This window comes from Ornithinimicrobium carbonis (assembly GCF_050703245.1).
Classification (GTDB): domain Bacteria; phylum Actinomycetota; class Actinomycetes; order Actinomycetales; family Dermatophilaceae; genus Ornithinicoccus.
This window is the reverse complement of record NZ_CP192647.1, coordinates 1,523,618-1,540,508: the sequence shown is the minus strand read 5'-3', so window position 1 is coordinate 1,540,508 and position 16,891 is coordinate 1,523,618. Positions and strand designations below refer to the sequence as shown.

15 protein-coding genes are annotated in these 16,891 nt (G+C 72.9%); 7 read left to right on the top strand and 8 right to left on the bottom strand.

Annotated elements, in window-relative coordinates; genetic code table 11:
• Positions 1-43 precede the first annotated feature (43 nt).
• The 3 genes from ACQ95T_RS07730 to ACQ95T_RS07720 are packed head-to-tail and all read right to left on the bottom strand — an operon-like array spanning position 44 to position 3,284.
• Positions 44-958: a carbohydrate ABC transporter permease gene (locus ACQ95T_RS07730; protein WP_425940783.1), complete on the bottom strand. Its 915-nt coding sequence runs from the start codon at positions 956-958 to the stop codon at positions 44-46.
• Positions 955-1,938 carry a carbohydrate ABC transporter permease gene (locus ACQ95T_RS07725; RefSeq protein ID WP_425940781.1) on the bottom strand — a complete coding sequence of 328 codons (984 nt, stop codon included), beginning with the start codon at positions 1,936-1,938 and terminating at the stop codon, positions 955-957. The genes ACQ95T_RS07730 and ACQ95T_RS07725 overlap by 4 nt, the downstream gene beginning before the upstream one ends.
• Before the next feature lie 14 nt (positions 1,939-1,952).
• Entirely contained in the window at positions 1,953-3,284 is a 1,332-nt protein-coding gene (locus tag ACQ95T_RS07720; RefSeq protein ID WP_425940779.1) for an ABC transporter substrate-binding protein, read from the bottom strand.
• Positions 3,285-3,446: 162 nt separating this feature from the next.
• On the opposite strand from ACQ95T_RS07720, the gene xylA reads away from it, so the two are divergent.
• Together xylA and xylB are read left to right on the top strand one after the other, a co-directional pair.
• Positions 3,447-4,640, top strand: coding sequence for a xylose isomerase (gene xylA / locus ACQ95T_RS07715; RefSeq protein WP_425940777.1), 1,194 nt, complete (start codon positions 3,447-3,449; stop codon positions 4,638-4,640).
• 2 nt (positions 4,641-4,642) lie between these two features.
• Positions 4,643-6,052: a xylulokinase gene (gene xylB, locus ACQ95T_RS07710; protein ID WP_425940775.1), complete on the top strand. Its 1,410-nt coding sequence runs from the start codon at positions 4,643-4,645 to the stop codon at positions 6,050-6,052.
• Between the two features lie 11 nt (positions 6,053-6,063).
• Here the strand turns inward: xylB and ACQ95T_RS07705 are convergent, their stop codons facing one another.
• Both ACQ95T_RS07705 and ACQ95T_RS07700 read right to left on the bottom strand, forming a co-directional pair.
• Positions 6,064-7,347 (bottom strand): serpin family protein, encoded by a 1,284-nt coding sequence (locus ACQ95T_RS07705; RefSeq protein ID WP_431473717.1) that lies wholly within the window; start codon positions 7,345-7,347, stop codon positions 6,064-6,066.
• A gap of 77 nt (positions 7,348-7,424) precedes the next feature.
• Positions 7,425-8,141, bottom strand: a complete 717-nt coding sequence (locus tag ACQ95T_RS07700; protein ID WP_425940771.1) for a hypothetical protein — start codon at positions 8,139-8,141, stop codon at positions 7,425-7,427.
• Positions 8,142-8,316: 175 nt separating this feature from the next.
• Here ACQ95T_RS07700 and ACQ95T_RS07695 point away from each other — a divergent pair, with 175 nt between their 5' ends.
• The gene (locus ACQ95T_RS07695) at positions 8,317-9,963 is read left to right on the top strand and encodes an esterase/lipase family protein (RefSeq protein WP_425940770.1); all 1,647 of its coding nucleotides are present in this window, start codon (positions 8,317-8,319) and stop codon (positions 9,961-9,963) included.
• 57 nt (positions 9,964-10,020) lie between these two features.
• Here the strand turns inward: ACQ95T_RS07695 and ACQ95T_RS07690 are convergent, their stop codons facing one another.
• Positions 10,021-10,551, bottom strand: coding sequence for an acyl-CoA thioesterase (locus ACQ95T_RS07690; RefSeq protein WP_425940768.1), 531 nt, complete (start codon positions 10,549-10,551; stop codon positions 10,021-10,023).
• Positions 10,552-10,676: 125 nt separating this feature from the next.
• Here ACQ95T_RS07690 and ACQ95T_RS07685 point away from each other — a divergent pair, with 125 nt between their 5' ends.
• Entirely contained in the window at positions 10,677-11,597 is a 921-nt protein-coding gene (locus ACQ95T_RS07685) for an IS982 family transposase (RefSeq protein ID WP_425940766.1), read from the top strand.
• A 38-nt stretch (positions 11,598-11,635) separates the two neighbouring features.
• On the top strand, positions 11,636-12,394 hold the full coding sequence (locus ACQ95T_RS07680; protein WP_425940764.1) for a CDP-alcohol phosphatidyltransferase family protein: 759 nt from the start codon (positions 11,636-11,638) through the stop codon (positions 12,392-12,394).
• Here the strand turns inward: ACQ95T_RS07680 and ACQ95T_RS07675 are convergent.
• Positions 12,376-13,509, bottom strand: a complete 1,134-nt coding sequence (locus ACQ95T_RS07675) for a class I SAM-dependent methyltransferase (RefSeq protein ID WP_425940762.1) — start codon at positions 13,507-13,509, stop codon at positions 12,376-12,378. The genes ACQ95T_RS07680 and ACQ95T_RS07675 overlap by 19 nt on opposite strands.
• 118 nt (positions 13,510-13,627) lie before the next feature.
• The gene (locus ACQ95T_RS07670) at positions 13,628-15,079 is read right to left on the bottom strand and encodes a LuxR C-terminal-related transcriptional regulator (RefSeq protein WP_431473803.1); all 1,452 of its coding nucleotides are present in this window, start codon (positions 15,077-15,079) and stop codon (positions 13,628-13,630) included.
• Positions 15,080-15,333: 254 nt separating this feature from the next.
• On the opposite strand from ACQ95T_RS07670, the gene ACQ95T_RS07665 reads away from it, so the two are divergent.
• On the top strand, positions 15,334-16,092 hold the full coding sequence (locus ACQ95T_RS07665) for a response regulator transcription factor (protein ID WP_425940758.1): 759 nt from the start codon (positions 15,334-15,336) through the stop codon (positions 16,090-16,092).
• A gap of 142 nt (positions 16,093-16,234) precedes the next feature.
• Entirely contained in the window at positions 16,235-16,891 is a 657-nt protein-coding gene (nthA, locus tag ACQ95T_RS07660) for a nitrile hydratase subunit alpha (RefSeq protein ID WP_425940757.1), read from the top strand.

The following is a 16,891-nucleotide window of genomic DNA, read 5'->3' as shown; positions in this document are numbered from 1 at the left end:
TGCGGCGAGGGGGCGGGAGGGGGACGGGTCGTCGGCGGGCGGGTCAGCCCTTGACCGCGCCCTGCAGGCCGCTGACGATCCGCTTCTGCATGGCGAGGAAGAAGATGAGCGCGGGGATCATCGCCAGGGTCGTGAAGGCGAACACCCCGGCGGTGTCCGAGCTGTACTGCGAGGAGAAGTCGGCCACGCCCAGGGGCAGGGTCTTCATGTCCCCGCGCAGCAGCAGCAGCGGCAGCAGGTAGGCGTTCCACGAGCCGACGAAGGCCAGCACGCCGACCGTGATCGCGCCGGGCGCCGACAGCGGGAGCAGGATCCGCCAGAAGAACTGCAGGCGGTTGGCGCCGTCGATGAGGGCGGCCTCCTCCATCTCGCGCGGGATCGCCATGAGGAAGGGGCGCAGGATGACGATCGTCATCGGCAGCGCGAAGGCGGCCTGGGGCAGGGCCACCCCCCACCAGGTGTTCCCGATGCCCAGGTCGCGGGTGACCAGGATGAACAGCGGGATGATCGCCACCGTGGCCGGGAAGAGCAGCCCCACGACGAAGACCATGAACAACGGCTCGCGCCAGCGGAACTGGTAGCGGGCCAGAGGGTAGGCCGCCATGAGGCCGAAGACGACGGTGACCACCGTCGTGATGACGGCCACCGCCGTCGAGTTCACCGCGTAGGTCCAGAAGTCGCTGTCCGTCACCACCCGGCGGTAGTTGTCACCGACCCACGGGTCCGGCAGCCCGGCAGGGTCGGAGGCCAGCTGGGCGTTGGTGCGGAAGCCGCCGAGCACCGCATACAGGACCGGACCCAGGGTGAGCGCGACGACGACGAGGGACACCAGGTAGACCATCACCCCGCCCTCGCTGCGGCCGCTCTCCTGCCGCGGGCGTCGTCCGGGTCGGCCGGGTCCGGACGGTGGGGTCGTCGCGGTGCCCGCGGGCCGGGGGGTCGTGGTCGTGGTGGTCATCGGACTCCCCTGGTGACGTCGGCGTCGTCGGTGTCGCGCCGCAGGACGAAGCGCTGGTAGAACACGGCCATGACCAGGGCGATGACGAACAGCACCACCGAGGCGGCCGCGGCGATGCCGTAGTTCTGCCGCTTGGTGCCTTCGTTGACGAGGAACGTGGCCATCGTGGTGGTGGCGTTGGCCGGGCCGCCCCCGGTGAGGATCCAGACCATGTCGAAGAGCTGGAGCGAGCCGATCATGGACAGGAACATCCACATCCGGATGGTGGGTCCCAGCAGCGGGATCGTGACCCGCCACTGGGTCTGCCACCAGGAGGCGCCGTCGATCTGGGCGGCCTCCGTCAGCTCCTCGGGCACGCCCTGCAGCCCGGCGAGGAAGAGCAGGACCGCCAGGCCGACGTACTTCCAGGTGAGCACGACGATCAGCGTCGGCATCGCCAGCTCGGGGGTGCCGAGGAAACCCTGGAAGGGGCCCTCGAGCCCGACCGTCCCCAGCAGACCCTCCACGACACCCCGACCCGGCTGCAGCAGCTGGAACCAGACGACGCCGGCGATGACCTCGGAGAGGACGTAGGGGACGAAGATGATCGTGCGCAGCAGTCCCTGGCCCCGCATGCGGCGGTTGAGCAGCAGGGCGATGGCCAGCCCAAGGGGCAGCTGGACCGCGATCGAGGCGACGACGATGAGCAGGTTGTGGCCCACGGCGGCGACGAAGACCTCGTCGGCCAGGACGCGGACGTAGTTCCGCAGCCCGACGAAGTCGGCGAGCGGGCCGAAGCCGTTCCAGTCGTAGGCCGAGAACTGGACCGCGCGCAGGATCGGCCACACGACGAAGAGGAGGAACAGCAGCAGGGCCGGCGCCGTGAAGGCGACGATCTCGGCGGCCATCCGCCAGTCGCGGCCGCGGGCCCCCGCCGGCCGCGCGGCGCGGCCGGCGGGCGGGTCCGTGGTGCCCCTGGAGGCGACGGGGAGGACGGTCATGGTGGTAGCGGCGCTCAGCCCTCGGCGTCTGCCGCGGCCTGGGTGTCGTCGACGATGTCCTGCGGGCTGGCCTGTCCGGCGAACATCAGCGCGATCGCGTCGTTCATCGCGCCACCCACGGACTGGCCGAAGGCGGTGTCGAAGTAGAGCTGGACGTAGGGGGCGCTGTCGCGCACCTCGAGCAGCTGGGCCAGGGCCGGGTCGGAGACGGCGTCGGTGACGTTCGGGTTGGTCGGCAGGCCCATGTCGCGCTCGGCGAAGCCCTGCTGGATCTCGTCGGAGAGCAGGTGCCTGACGAAGTCCACGGCCTGCTCCGGCGCGTCGGCGGCCACGCCCCAGGCGTCGCCACCACCGAGCTGTGCCTCCGGGTCGCCCTCGCCACCCTCGACCTCCGGGAACGGGAACCACCCGAGCTTCTCGCCCAGGCCCTCGCCGTCCTCCGTCAGACCGGCCATGACACCGGGCTCCCAGTGGCCCTGCATCTCCATGGCCACCTGCTCGGTCGCCAGCAGCCCCGAGGCGCTGGTGGGACCGGACTGCGCCGACGTCGACAGGAAGCCGCGGTTGAACGGCTCGGCGGCGACCAGCTGCTCGACCTCCTCACCGGCCCGGATGAAGCACTCGTCGGAGAAGTCGAGGGACTGGACCGCCTCGGTCAGGACGTCCTCGGCGCAGTGCCGCAGGGAGAACTGGTACCAGTAGTGGGCCGCCGGCCACTTGTCGCCGGCCCCGACCGAGAGGGGCTCCATGCCCGCAGCCTTGAGCTGGTCGATGGCGGCGTACATGTCCTCCCACGTGGCCGGAGCCTCCGTGACGCCGGCCTGCTCGAACATCTCGGTGTTGTACCAGAACCCCACGACGCCGACCGAGAACGGCAGCGCGTACACCTTGTCGTCGACCGTCCAGCCCTGGACGGTCCCGCCCAGGAGCTCGATCTCCTCGGCCGCGGCCTCGGTGAGGTCCTTGGTCAACCCCGCCTCGACGTGGTCGGCCAGTTCTCCGCCACCCCGTTCCATGTAGACGTCCGGGGTGTCTCCGGCCTGGAAGGCGGCGTCGAGCTGGGTCAGCATGTCCTCGTGCTGCATCGCCTCCATCTCGATGGTCACCCCCGGGTTGGCCTCCTCGAAGTCGGCAGCGACCTGCTCGTAGTACTCCAGGCCCTCCCCGGTGTTGGAGTTGTGCCACCAGCTGATGGTGACGTCCTCGCCGGCGGCGCCACCGCCCTCTGCGGTCGAGCCGCCCTCCTCGGCGGCGTCGGTGCCGCCTCCGTCGTCGCCGCCGCAGGCGGCCAGGGCCAGGACGAGGCTGCCCGAGGCCATCAGGCTCAGTGCACGGGTGGTCTTCATGGTGTTGCTCCTCGGCGTTGAGTGATCCGTGGTCCGAATCTGCCAGTTAGTTGCGCCGCGTGTCAATCGTTGTCGATAACGATTTCGTTGCGGTCTTCCCGGGGTTGCACGTCGGTCGGTGCCCAGATAGTTTTGACGCACAACCAATCAAGGAGGATCCCCGTGACCACGTCCCGCTCCCCGATCCCGTTCACCTTCGGCCTCTGGACCGTCGGCTGGGCGGCGCAGGACCCCTTCGGCGACGCCACCCGGGCTCCGATCGACCCGGTCGAGTCGGTGCACCGCCTAGCCGAGCTGGGTGCCTCCGGCGTGACCTTCCACGACGACGACCTCGTCGCGCCCGGCGCGGACGCTGCGGAACGGGACCGCACGATCCAGCGCTTCCGTTCCGCCCTGGAGGAGACCGGGCTCACGGTGCCGATGGTGACGACCAACACCTTCACCCACCCGGTCTTCAAGGACGGTGCCCTCACGAGCAACGACCGGGACGTGCGCCGGCTCGCGCTGCGCAAGGTGCTGCGCCAGGTCGAGCTGGGGGCCGAGCTGGGTGCCTCCACCTTCGTGATGTGGGGCGGACGCGAGGGCGCCGAGTACGACGGCGCCAAGGACCACAGGGCCGCGCTCGACCGCTACGCCGAGGGCCTGGACAGCGTGGCCGGCTTCATCAAGGAACGCGGCTACGGCATGCGGATCGCCCTGGAGCCCAAGCCCAACGAGCCGCGCGGCGACATCCTGCTGCCGACGGTCGGGCACGCGCTGGGGTTCATCGCCGCCCTGGAGCACGGCGACATCGTCGGCCTCAACCCCGAGGTCGGGCACGAGCAGATGGCCGGGCTCAACTTCACCGCCGGGATCGCGCAGGCGCTGTGGCAGGGCAAGCTCTTCCACATCGACCTCAACGGCCAGCACGGGCCGAAGTTCGACCAGGACCTGGTCTTCGGCCACGGCGACCTGATGTCGGCCTTCTTCACCGTCGACCTGCTGGAGAACGGCTTCCCCAGCGGCGGCCCGCGCTACGAGGGTCCACGTCACTTCGACTACAAGCCGTCCCGGACCGAGGACCTGGAGGGGGTGTGGACCTCGGCCGCGGCCAACATGGAGACCTACACCCTCCTGGCGGAGCGGGCCCGCGCCTTCCGTGCCGATCCCGAGGTGCAGGAGGCCATGCGCGCCTCCGGGATCGAGGAGCTGGCGGTCCCGACGCTCGCCGACGGTGAGTCCCCGGCCGCCCTGCTGGAGACGGACGGCGACCTCGGCCTGGAGATCGCCGAGGAGTCCGACCGGCTCGCCCCCCGCGGTTACGGCCACGTCCACCTCAACCAGCTGGCCCTGCGCCACCTGCTCGGCGCCGCCTGACCATGGCCCTCGTCGCCGGCATCGACTCCTCCACCCAGTCCTGCAAGGTCGTCGTCCGCGACGCCGGCAGCGGGGAGCTGGTCCGCTCGGGCCGCGCCGGGCACCCCGAGGGCACCGAGGTGGACCCGGCCGCCTGGGAGGAGGCGCTCACCACGGCGCTCCGCGAGGCCGGCGGGCTGGACGACGTGGCCGCCGTGTCGGTGGCGGGCCAGCAGCACGGGATGGTCGCCCTCGACGAGGACGGCCGGGTGGTCCGGCCCGCCCTGCTGTGGAACGACACCCGGTCGGCCCCGCAGGCCGAGCGGCTCGTCCAGGAGCGGGGCGGACGATGGTGGGCCCGAGCCACCGGGTCGGTCCCGGTCGCCTCCTACACGGTGACCAAGCTGGCCTGGCTCGCCGAGCACGAGCCCGACCACGCCGCCCGGACCGCCGCGGTCGCGCTGCCGCACGACTGGCTCACCTGGCGGCTGCGCGGGACGGGACGCCTGGAGGACCTGGTGACCGACCGGTCCGACGCGTCGGGCACCGGCTACTGGAGCCCGGCCGCAGGCAACTACCTGCCCGAGGTGGTGCGCGCGGTGCTCGGCCACGAGGTGCTCCTCCCCCGCGTCCTGGGTCCGGCCGAGGCGGCGGGCGAGGGATCGGGCCCGGCGGACGGCACATCCCTGGGCCCGGGAGCGGGCGACAACGCCGCGGCCGCCCTGGGGCTGGGAGCCTCGCCCGGGGACGTGGTCCTGTCGGTCGGCACCTCGGGGGTCGTCTCCGCGGTCACCGACGACCCGACCAGCGACGAGCACGGGCTGGTCAGCGGCTTCGCCGACGCCACCGGCCGGTTCCTGCCCCTGGCCGCGACCCTCAACGGTGCCCGCGTGCTCGATGCCACGGCCCGGATGATCGGGACCGACCTGCCCGGCCTGGACAGGTTGGCCACACAGGCACCCCGGGGGGCGGACGGCCTGGTGCTCGTCCCCTACCTCGAGGGCGAGCGGACGCCCAACCTGCCGCACGCCACCGGATCGCTGCACGGCCTGACCCTTGGGACCGCCACGCCGGCGCACCTGGCGCGCGCGGCCGTGGAGTCGATCGCCTGCCTGCTCGCGGACGCGGTGGACGCCATCGCCGCCCAGGGGGTCGAGGCCCGACGGTTCCTCCTCGTGGGCGGGGCCGCCCGATCGCTGTCGCTGCGACAGGCCCTCGCCGACGTGCTCGCGGCGCCGGTCCTCGTGCCGACCCCGGACGAGTACGTGGCCAACGGCGCGGCCCGGCAAGCGGCCTGGGTGGTGACCGGGGACGCCGGTCCCCCCACCTGGCCCATGCCCGGGCTGACCACGGTCCAGCCCGCCTCCGGGGGCGCGGCGGTGCGCGAGCGGTATGCCGAAGCGCGCGGGCACGTGCTGGACCGGGAGGACTGAGCGGCCGGGCGTCACTCCCCCCGCGGGTCCGCCACGTGGGCCAGGAACAACGGCCACCCACCCGTCGCCCCGTCGGCGATCCGTACGAGGTAGGGCCGGTCCACGGTCAGCTCCACCGGTGGTTCGGCCGGCCCCGACTCCGCGAACCCGATCTCGGTCACCGCGGCCGCGACCGTGCCCTCCTCGTCGACCGCCAGCACCGCCTGCTGCACGGCCTGGCTGAGAAACAGGTCCTGCTCGCTCATCCCGCCGAAACCCCCTTCGAGCGAGGAGGGTGCGCGCTCGCGCAGCCAGGGGGTCAGGTCGAGCTCGGACTCCACGTCGGCCACCGGCATCCGCAGGACCACGAGCCGCTGCTCCCCCGTGTCGAGCGTGTCCAGGACCTCGGCGAGCAGCTCCGGCGTCAGATCGGTGGGTGCGGTGCCCGCGGGCGGCAGCACGACCTCGGCCGCCAGCCGGTCGCCGGTGTAGGGCAGACGCACGGCCTGCCAGCCCTGCACCTCGGCATACGCCGTCGCTCGTTCGCGACCCGGGTCCATCATCTCCACCTCGACCTCCTCGCCGGAGGACAGGGTGAAGGTGTGCGGCGCCGTCAGCGCTGCGGGGAACGGCTGCTGCCAGCGGGCGGCCAGCAGGATCGCGTCCTGCAGGACCAGACGAAGGTCGGGCTGCGGCACGATCGCCGACTCGGGCACCAGGCCGCCGGTGTGCTCCTCGACCCAGGCGTCCAGGACGGCCTTGCCCTCGTCGCCGCCGAGGTCGGTGGTCACGGCCGGGGCGTCGTAGGAGCGGGCCAGCGTGTCGACGAAGGACTGCCGCACGCCCAGCTGGTCGTCGAGCACGAGCCGGTCGGCCCGGTGCACGACCGGGGTCTCGGGCAGCTCCTCCGCCTGGACCACCGACGGGTCGCCGTCCAGGTCGGCGAGGATGGCGGTCAGGGCGTTGATCGCGTCGGTGCGTTCCTGACCGGCGGCTCCGAGCACCTCCTCCAGCTCGGCGAGCGTCGGCCCCTCCGCTCCTTCGGCCGCCATCGAGAGCGCCACCTGGAGGCTGGCCGGGGAGGTGACCGTCGTCCGCCCACCGGCACCGGCGAGGAGCTCCAGGCCGACCACGTCGGCCGCCGCCACCACGTCGGCCAGCGCGGTCGCGTCGGCGGGGTCCACGGTCACCCGCACCTCGTCGCTGTCCAACGGTGAGCCCTCGGGGGCCGCCCGGGTCCCGCAGGCCACCAGGACCAGGCCCGCCGTCAGGGCCAGCACCCACCACCGACCGGGGACGTCGCTGCGTCGTCGCATGCTGGTCGGACCCGGCCCGGCCGTCGCCGGTTCCCAGGGACCATGCGGCTCCGCCTCTCGCGCCGCCACCACCCGCCTCACCACCCCGCCCGGACGACGAGGCCGGCGGCGACGACCGCGTCCCGGACCCGCTCGCGCACAGCAGGGTCGACCAGCCGTGCGTGGTCGAGCTCGCTCCGCAGGCCGGGGCCGAGCCGGTCCGCGAGCCAGGCCAGCACGTCCTCCTGGCGGCGCAGTCCCAGCGGCCTCCCGTCCTCACCGAGCACCCCGTGCACCGAGGCGTAGACCTGGGCTCCCACCGACCCGCTCGACCCGACCGACCCGTCGCAGACACCGGTGCCCCCGGAGCCGACGACCGGGCGGCAGGAGACGTCCTCGGGCAGGGTGACCCGCCGGTAGTTCGGCTCGGAGGCGTCCACCCTGGCCAGCTGGGCGTCGTCGAACCAGCACACCGTGAACGTCCTGGGCCCGGCCGCACCGACCGGGGCCCCGCGGACCGGGGCGGCCGCGACATACCCCCGCGCGCTGACGTGCGCCGAGTGCCCGACGTGCAACCCCTCGACCGTCGCGAGCGCGATCGGCACACCGGTGCCGAGCAGCTCGGCCAGCTTGGCGCGGAGCACGCTCGGCGCGGCGTTGGACCCCACGGCGAGGACCGGCGTCCGCCCGGACCTGTCGTCCGGCCGTGGCCCGGGCCCCGTGTCGTCCACGCGGAACCCGGACGGACCCAGCACGCCCGACCGTGCGGGCTCCGGCCAGGGGTACCCGCGCGGATCGGGATGGTCCGTCCTCACACTCCCGAGGCTAGCGGCCGCCCCTGCGGAGGTCCCGGCGCGGGCGCGGGGCAGCACGCACCGGTCCCGGGCGCAGACACGCGGGCCCTGGCGGCGCTACGGTGGAGCGACCACGCAGCGGTGCCCGCGAGCACGGACCTGCCCGGGGCTCGAGGGGCCGGCAGAGGAGGTCCCCATGTCCGAGGTACGCACGCGGCCGCTCATCCTCGTCCGCGGGTTCGGCGGGCTGGACGTGGGCGCGGAGCAGGCCAACCCCTACCAGGGGTTCAACGAGGGCACGGTGTACCCGGGCCGGCACGGGGACAACTACATCTACGAGGGCTTCCTGCTGCGGGCGATGAAGTCCACCGACTACCCCTACACCGACGCCACCAACGTGGTGGGCTACTACTCCTCGCCGGTCTCCTCCCCCGGTGGCGACCTCGACGGCTGGGACCCGGACGACACCGAGGGCACCGTGGTCATCGACCACCAGGTGGCGGCCCGCGTCCTGCGCGACGCGGCCAGGGGGACCCTGTGGGTCTACCGCTTCTACGACCTGGCCCCCCGGTCCCTGCAGCGCTACGGTGAGGGGCTGGCCCGGCTCGTCGGGCTGATCCGCAAGGCGGTGGAGGCCAAGGAGCCCGGGACCTTCGACGGCGTGGACCTGGTGTGCCACAGCATGGGCGGGCTGGTAATGCGCGAGGCGCTGCTGGCCCTGGACCGCAGGGAGAAGGGGTCGGCCCCACGCCTGGTCCACCGGGTCGTGACCCTGGGCACCCCGCACCGGGGGATCGCCTTCCAGCGGATGCCGCGCTGGCTCGTGGACACGCTGCCGGGGGCCCGGGCCGGCTCGGACGAGCTGGCGTCCTTCTCCCCGGACAGCACCCGCTTCCTGGAGCTGGAGGACGTCTTCCCCTTCGAGCGCATCCTCACGGTGGTGGGGACGAACTACCGCAGCTACTCCGTGGGACCGGCCAGCGTCCTGAACCGCCTGTCCTCCCTCATCGACGAGGGGACGCTGGCGACCAACCGCAGCGACGGGCTCGTCAAGCACTCCGCGGCCCAGCTGCCCGGCGCCCCGCGCACCTTCGTGCACAAGAGCCACGGCGGCTACGACTCGGTCGTCAACTCGCGGGAGACCTACGAGATCGCCATGCGCTTCCTGCACGGCACCCACAAGGTGTCGCTGTGGATGGAGGAGGGTCGGATCACCCGGGGAGGGGACTGGTTCGGCAGCAGCGAGTTCTACCTCGGGGTGAGCATCAAGCCCCGCTACGTCGACTTCGAGCTGTTCCACCAGAGCGCCGAGGCGGAGAACTGCTACGGGCCGTTCAGCAGGGCGGACCTGTCCGACCCGCTGCCCGACCTGGCCGGGCAGCTGCGCCGGCCGCTGTCCGAGCCCGGCGACCGCACCACCGGGTGGGCCGGACCGGACCGGCTCATCTGGGAGGGCTGGATCGACGGGCGCATCAAGCCGAGCACGCAGGCGCGCGGCATGGTGTTCCGCCTCGACGTCTACGTCGGGGAGCGCGACGTCCACGGCATCGGCTTCTCCGACAACGTCATCTTCCGCAAGCAGTACTACGTCCAGGTCTTCCCGGGGACCCACGCCGAGCTGTTCCTGCACACCGGCGAGCAGTACCTCAGCGAGCAGGGCGACAACGACGCGGCGCGTCTGCGGAAGGTCGCCGCTGCGGCGGCGCACCTGGGCGCGAAGGCACCCGTCCAGCGGCTGGAGGAGATCCGGACGCGGCCCGGCTGGTTCCTCGACGTCGAGGGGACCGGCTTCTCGGGCCGGCTGCGGATCGCGATCGCGGCCAACAGGGACCGCCAGGGCTGAGGGAGCGGTCGCCGGGACGGTGGCCGCGACGGCCGACCTGGTGGTCCGATCCGCTGCTCAGGCCCGGTGGGCCACGTCGACCGACCGCGCCCACCCCGCGACGTCGGCGGGCAGGTCGGGCCGCTCGACCGCCTGCCCGAGCAGCGCGACCACCTGGGGGGCCGGCACCCGCTGCCCGCTCCCCCGGGTCAGGAAGCGTCCGGCGACCAGGCCCCTGGCGACGTGCTGCCCGTCGCGGGTGAAGACCTGCTCCAGGTAGATCACCCGCTCGTCCCACCCGACCACCCGAGTGGTGATCTCGAAGCGCTGCCCCAGGGTGAGCGACCGGCGGTAGCTGACGGTCTGGGCGGCCACGACGGGGTACCACCCCTTCTCCCGCAGCAGGGGGAACCCGCCGAGGTCGGCGATGTAGTGGGTGCGCGCCACGTCCATCATCTGCAGGTAGGTGCCGTTGTTGACGTGCAGGTAGATGTCGAGGTCGGCCGGACGGACCCGCATCGTCGTCACCGACGGGTCGAGCAGGCCCTGACCCGGAACGGCAGGCCGTGGACGCAGGCTGGCACGAAGGAGCTGGATCTGACGGGCCACCGCGCCACCGTACCCGCGCACTAGATGAGTAAGTCCAAGGGCTGTTGCTGGTGGCGGGTGTGATCTGGAGCGAGGGTGCCGCAGTGTCGGTGTTGCTAACCCAACATCGAGCTCTGGAGGCTCTCGTGGACACCGACCTGGACACCCTCGCCACTGCACTGTACGTGACCGTCGACGACCTGCTGCTGGCTCATCCCGAGCGCGTACCGGCCCGCCCGGTCGTCGGGATCGCTCCCCGCACCAGCGACGCGGAGATGCTGTCGCTGGCGGTGATGCAAGCCCTGTTGGGCTTCACCAGCGAGGCGCGGTGGTTGCGGCACGCGCGCAGGCACCTGCTCGGGATGTTCCCGCACCTGCCGGGCCAGTCCGGGTACAACAAGCGGCTGCGCAAGCTGGCGCCGACGATGTCCTGGCTGGTCAGCGCCCTGGCCGCCGCCACCAGCGTCGTCGGTGACGAGGTCTGGCTGGTCGACTCCACCCCGGTGGAGTGCGCCCGCTCCCGAGAGACGGTGCACCGCTCCGAGCTGGCCGGGTGGGCCGAGTACGGCTACTGCGCCTCCCACTCCCGCTTCTTCTGGGGACTGCGACTGCACCTGGTCACGACGGTGCACGGGCTGCCCGTGGGGTGGGCGCTGACCGGCGCCAAGACCGACGAACGGCACGCGCTGGCCGACATCCTGCCCGGCCTGCCCGTGCCGGCGGCGGTGCTGGCCGGGGGCAGGCAGGTACTGATCGCGGACAAAAACTACTACGGCAAGAGCTTTGAGGCCGACCTGGAAACCTCCGGGATCGAGCTGCTGCGCCCGGCCCGCAAGGGCGAGGAACCCCGGCCCGGGCAGCGGTTCTTCAAACCTCTGCGCCAGATCATCGAGTCGGTCAACGACACCCTCAAGGGCCAGCTCGACCTGGAACGCCACGGAGGCCGCAGCATCGCCGGCGTCTGCGCACGGATCACCCAACGCCTCCTGGCCATGACCGCCGCCATCTGGCACAACGACGACCTCGGCCAGCACGTCCGCCGCTCCCTGACCGCCTACGACCACTGACCCCACCCCCTTGGACTTACTCATCTAGGCTCGCGCCCATGTCCCCGCCCCGTCCGAGCACGTCGCAGCGGGTGGCCGCGGCCGCGGTCCACGCCTACACCGCCCTCGGCTCGGTGCTGGCGCTGCTCATGGTGCACCTCGCGTATGCCGGGGAGGTCGCCGCGGTGCTCTGGCTCTTCCTCGTCGCGATGGTCGTCGACGGCACCGACGGCTTCCTGGCGCGCCACCTCCGCGTCAAGGAGGTGCTCCCCGGTCTCGACGGGGCGCTGCTGGACAACATCGTCGACTACCTCACCTACGCCTTCGCGCCGATGGTGCTGCTGTGGAGCGCGGGCTACCTGCCGGGCGGCTGGCTCGGAGGTGTCGTGGCCTCGGTGCCGCTGCTCGCCTCCTGCTACCAGTTCTGCCGCACCGACGCCAAGACCGAGGACCACTTCTTCCTGGGCTTCCCCAGCTACTGGAACGTCGCCGCCTTCTACCTCGTCGTGCTCGACGCCGGCACCGCGGTCACCACGACCGTCCTGCTGGCCCTGGCGGTGATGGTCTTCGTCCCGGTCCGGTACGTCTACCCGTCCCGGACGGAGACCGCATGGTGGCCCACCATGACGCTCACCACGCTGTGGCTGGCCCTGTATGCGGTGATCCTGGCCCGGTACCCCGCGCCGGACGGGTGGCTGGTCGCACTATCCGGCGTCTATCCCCTCTACTACGCGGTCCTGAGCCTGCGCCTCACGCTCGCCCGGCGCCGGGACGACCCACGGGCCCCGGCGACCGGCCCTCACCGCCGAGCGACGTAGTAGCTGTTGATGAAGTCCTCCGGCAGCCGCTCCACCCGCACGTCCCCGAACCCGGCGTCGGCCAGCATCTGCAGCGCCAGCTCGGTGCCCCAGGCGGTCCCGAGGCCGTCGCCGCCGAGCGAGAGCGAGACGGTCATGCAGTGCATGGTGGACACCGCGTAGAGGTACGGCGCCCAGGGCAGCTCGAGGTTGGCGTCGACGTCGCTGGAGGCGTGCATGTCGACCATGAGGAAGGTCCCGTCGGGGTCCAGGTGGGCCTCGACCTGCTCCAGCACCGTGGCCGGGTGGGCCTGGTCGTGGATCGCGTCGAAGGCCGTGATCAGCCCGAACGTCCCCGTCCCGTCCAGGCCGGTGACGTCCCTCACCTCGAACCGGGCGTTGGCCAGGCCCCACTCCTCGGCCTCGCGGCGGGCGAACTCCACGGCATCCTGCGAGAAGTCGTAGCCGACGAGCTCGCTCTCTGGGAACGCCCGCGCCAGTAGGTTGACGGCGTGGCCCCGGCCGCACCCGACGTCGGCCACCCGGATCCCCTCCGCAAGCCGTTCCGGCAGGCCGGGCACGAGCGGCACGATCCGCGGCAGGAGCGCCGCGTCGTTGGTGTCGGCGCTCAGCTCGGCCATCACCTCGTGGAACCGGCCGTACCGCGCGTAGGGAACTCCGCCGCCCCCGGCGAAGCACTCGACCACCTCGCTCTCGACCTCGGCCATCAGCGGCAGGAACTGCATCACCGCGGCCAGGTTGTCGGGTCCCGCTGAGCGCGTCAGGACCGCGGCGTGCTCGGCGGGGAGACGGTAGGTGTCCGCGGACGGGTCGTGCTCCACGACCCGCGCCGTGGTCATCGCGTGCAGCCACTCGCGGACGTAGCGCTCGTGCAGTCCGGCCGCCGCCGCCAGCTGAGGGCTCGTCGCCGGGGGCAGGCCTGCCATCACGTCGAACAGGCCCGTCCGGTGCCCGACGCTGACCATCAGCGCCGTCGACCCCGCGGCCAGCGCGCCGAGCAGCCCGGCGGCGAACTGCTGGACCCGCTGGGGGTCTGGACCGGCCGTGGTGGTGTGCGCGTCGTGGGTGGTCTCGCGGTGGGTGGTCGTGTCCGGGTAGGTGGTCTCGAGGGTCATGGGTCCGTTCCTTCCGTGGAGTCCTGCGGACCCTCCCGACGCTAGGGACGGACGGAGCGGGGCACATCGGCAGAACTGTGCAGACGGTGTGCAGGTGGCGGTCGACGCCGACCGGCCGTCACAGCAGGCCGTGGTCCCGGGCCCAGGTCACCGCCCCGGTGCGCGAGGCGACCCCGGTCTTGACGTAGATGTTGGCCAGGTGCCGCGCGACGGTGCGTTCGCTGATGTGCAGCGCTCCGGCCACCTGCCGGTTGCTGCTCCCGTCGGCGACCGCCGCGACCACCTCCAGCTCCCGCGGCGTCAGCCCGGCCCGGTCAGGCGCACTGCCGTCCAGACCGTCGGTGACGCCCAGCCGCTCCAGCACGGCGGCCGCGCCGTCCCGCTCGCGCCGGGCCGTGTCCCGGTCGCCGAGCGCCTCGTAGGCCACGGCGAGGTCCAGGCCGATCCGGCACACCTGGTAGGGAGCATCCATCCGCCGCCAGCGGACCTGCGACTCCCTCAGGGCCCGCACGGCCTCGGCGGGGCGGTCCCGGACGAGCAGCAGCGCCCCCCGCCAGCGCAGCGCCTCGGCCTGCCACCCCGGGCTGGCGTGGGCGTCGGCGGTCCGGGAGAGCTCGTCGAGGTGCGCCGTCGCGCCGCGCAGGTCGTCCCCCGCCAGGCACACCTCGACCCGGGCGGCGAGGAGCGGCGCGCGGAGCAGGGGTCGGGTCTGTGCCGCGAGCGCCGCGTCGAGGACGGACGCAGCGACCTGGCGGCGACCCCGGTGCAGGCACAGCAGCGCCAGCCCGGGCAGCGGGTCGCGGCCCAGCTCGTGCGCGCGCCGGTATGCCGCGTCCGCTGCGGCCAGGTCGCCCCGGAGCCGGTGCAGCTCACCGAGGCAGTAGTGCGCCTCCCCCGCCACCCCGACGTCCAGCGGCTCCAGGTCGGTGGCCGCCTGCCGGGCCTCCTCCTCGGCGCGGTCCCACTCACCGTGCACCATCCGCAGCTGGGCGCGGTGGACCCGGCAGATACCGGTGAAGAGCACCGCCGGTGTGTGACCCTCGCACCACCGCTCGGTCAGGGTCGTCCAGCGCTGCGCACGCGGGAGGTCGCGCAGCTCGAAGCAGAGCGACATCGTGTCGCAGTAGAGGAGCCCCACCCACTCGGGAGCGACCTCCCCGGCCTGCACCGGCAGCATGGCCTCGTCGACGTCGCGCAGCCCCTGCTCGGTCCGGCCCTCGTGGACGGCCACGCACCCGCACAGGAAGCGGCTGAGCGCCACCACCGTCGCCAGTCCGTGCTCCTCGCCCAGCGCGAGCGCCTCCCGAGCCAGCCGTCCGGCGGCCCGCAGGTCACCGGAGGACAGGGCCCCCTGGGCGTCGGCCGCCAGCAGAAGGCCGCGCTCGGGTGCCTCCGGCACCTCCGCGAAGAGTCGCCGGGCACGGGCCATCCACCCGATCCCCACCTCCGCCCGGCCCCGCACGACCTCGGTGTAACCCAGCTCGAAGGCCACCAGCGCAGCCTCGACGGGTCGCTCCTCCGCAAGGAGGCGCCGGTGCAGCTCCGCGCTGGCGGCGGCATACTCGTCCACCTCGCCCAACCACCAGCAGGTGTGTCCACCAGCAGACCCAGGTCCTCGGTGCCCAGCTCCCCGGCCGCCCGGAACTCCTCGCGCGCCGCGGCCCAGCGGTGCTGCCCGCACGCCGCGCGGGCCGCCTCCAGGGACTCGTCCTCGGTCATCGTCCACCCACCTCGACCGATCATGGCAGCAGCGCCCCGGACTGTCACGACCCGCAGGCGTCGGTTGCTCTCGCGGCGCGGCCGACGCGGCCGCATACTCCCTCCATGGACGTCGCCAGGATGGCGCGCCGCGGCGCCGACCTGTGCCACGCCGTGGCCGAGGGGCACGAGGTGATGCCCGAGGTGCTGCGGCTGCTGGCCGACGGTGTCGGCACCGACATGGTGTCGTGGTCCTGCATCCAGCTCAACGGGACCGGCACCCAGCTCCTCCAGCACGGGCGCGGCCCGCTGGAGCAGCCCGGGATGGCCGAGTGGGAACGGCTGCTGCCCACGCACCCCTACGCCACCCACCTGATCACCGATCCGGCCCCGCGGACGAGGCTGACCGACGTGGTCGACCTGGTGCAGTTCCAGCGCAGCGAGGTGTACCAGGTGCTGCTGGCTCCCACGGGCGACCGCTACCAGGCCGCCTTCGTGCTCGACCGGTCGCCGGAGGAGCTGACCCTGCTCTCGTTGTGGCGGGTCCGGCGCGACTTCACCGACGAGGAGGTGGCCCCGGTCGAGCGGCTGGCGGCCGCGCTCGCGGCCAGCGCGCGGGTCCGCGACAACCTCGAGGCGCTGCGGGGGATGGCCGAGGCGGACCCGGCGACGCCGCTGACCCCGCGACAGACCCAGGTCGTCGCGCTCGTGGCCCTGGGTCTGACGAACGAGCAGGCCGCCCGGAGGCTCGGGCTGTCGCCGCGCACCGTGCGCAAGCACCTGGAGTCACTCTTCGCCCGGACCGGGGCGACGTCCCGCACCGAGCTGGCCGTGCTGTGGCGCGAGTCGGTGCGGACGGGGATGCCGCTGGGTCCTCTGCGGTGACCCGGCTCCGCCGGGTCGGGGCGCCCCGAGCGCGCCCCGACCTGCGGAGCCTCCAGACCCAGGGTGCCCCTGCGCCGCGCCCGGGCGGAAGGTGGCGCTTCGGCCACCCCGGGAGGGCGCGGGGCCCCACTAGAGTTTCGACATGTCGCACGCGCACGGTCAGGACCACCAGCACGACCACGACTCCCCCGGGTCCAGCGAGCTCTCGGAGATGGACGCCCGCGTCCGGGCGCTGGAGACCCTGCTGACCGAGCGCGGGCTGGTCGACCGGGAGGCGCTGGACGCGGTCGTCGAGCGCTACGAGCACGAGGTCGGGCCGCACAACGGCGCACAGGTCGTCGCCCGGGCGTGGGTCGACCCCGACTACCGCCGCTGGCTCCTGGAGGACGCCGACGCGGCGATCGCCTCGCTGGGCCACGTCGGTCGTCAGGGCGAGCACATGGTCGCCGTGGAGAACACCCCTGAGCTGCACAACATGGTGGTCTGCACGCTGTGCTCGTGCTACCCGTGGCCGGTCCTGGGTCTGCCACCGGTCTGGTACAAGTCTCCTGCCTACCGGGCCAAGGCCGTCGTCGACCCGCGCGGCGTGCTGGCCGACTTCGGGGTCACCCTCCCCGCGGGCACCCGGATCAAGGTGTGGGACTCCACCTCCGAGGTGCGCTACCTCGTCCTCCCCCGTCGGCCGGAGGGCACCGAGCACCTGACCGAGGACCAGCTCGCAGCCCTCGTCACCCGGGACAGCATGATCGGCACCGGGCTGGCGTCCGCCGCCGCTCCGTCCGCGTCCGAGGGGGCCTGA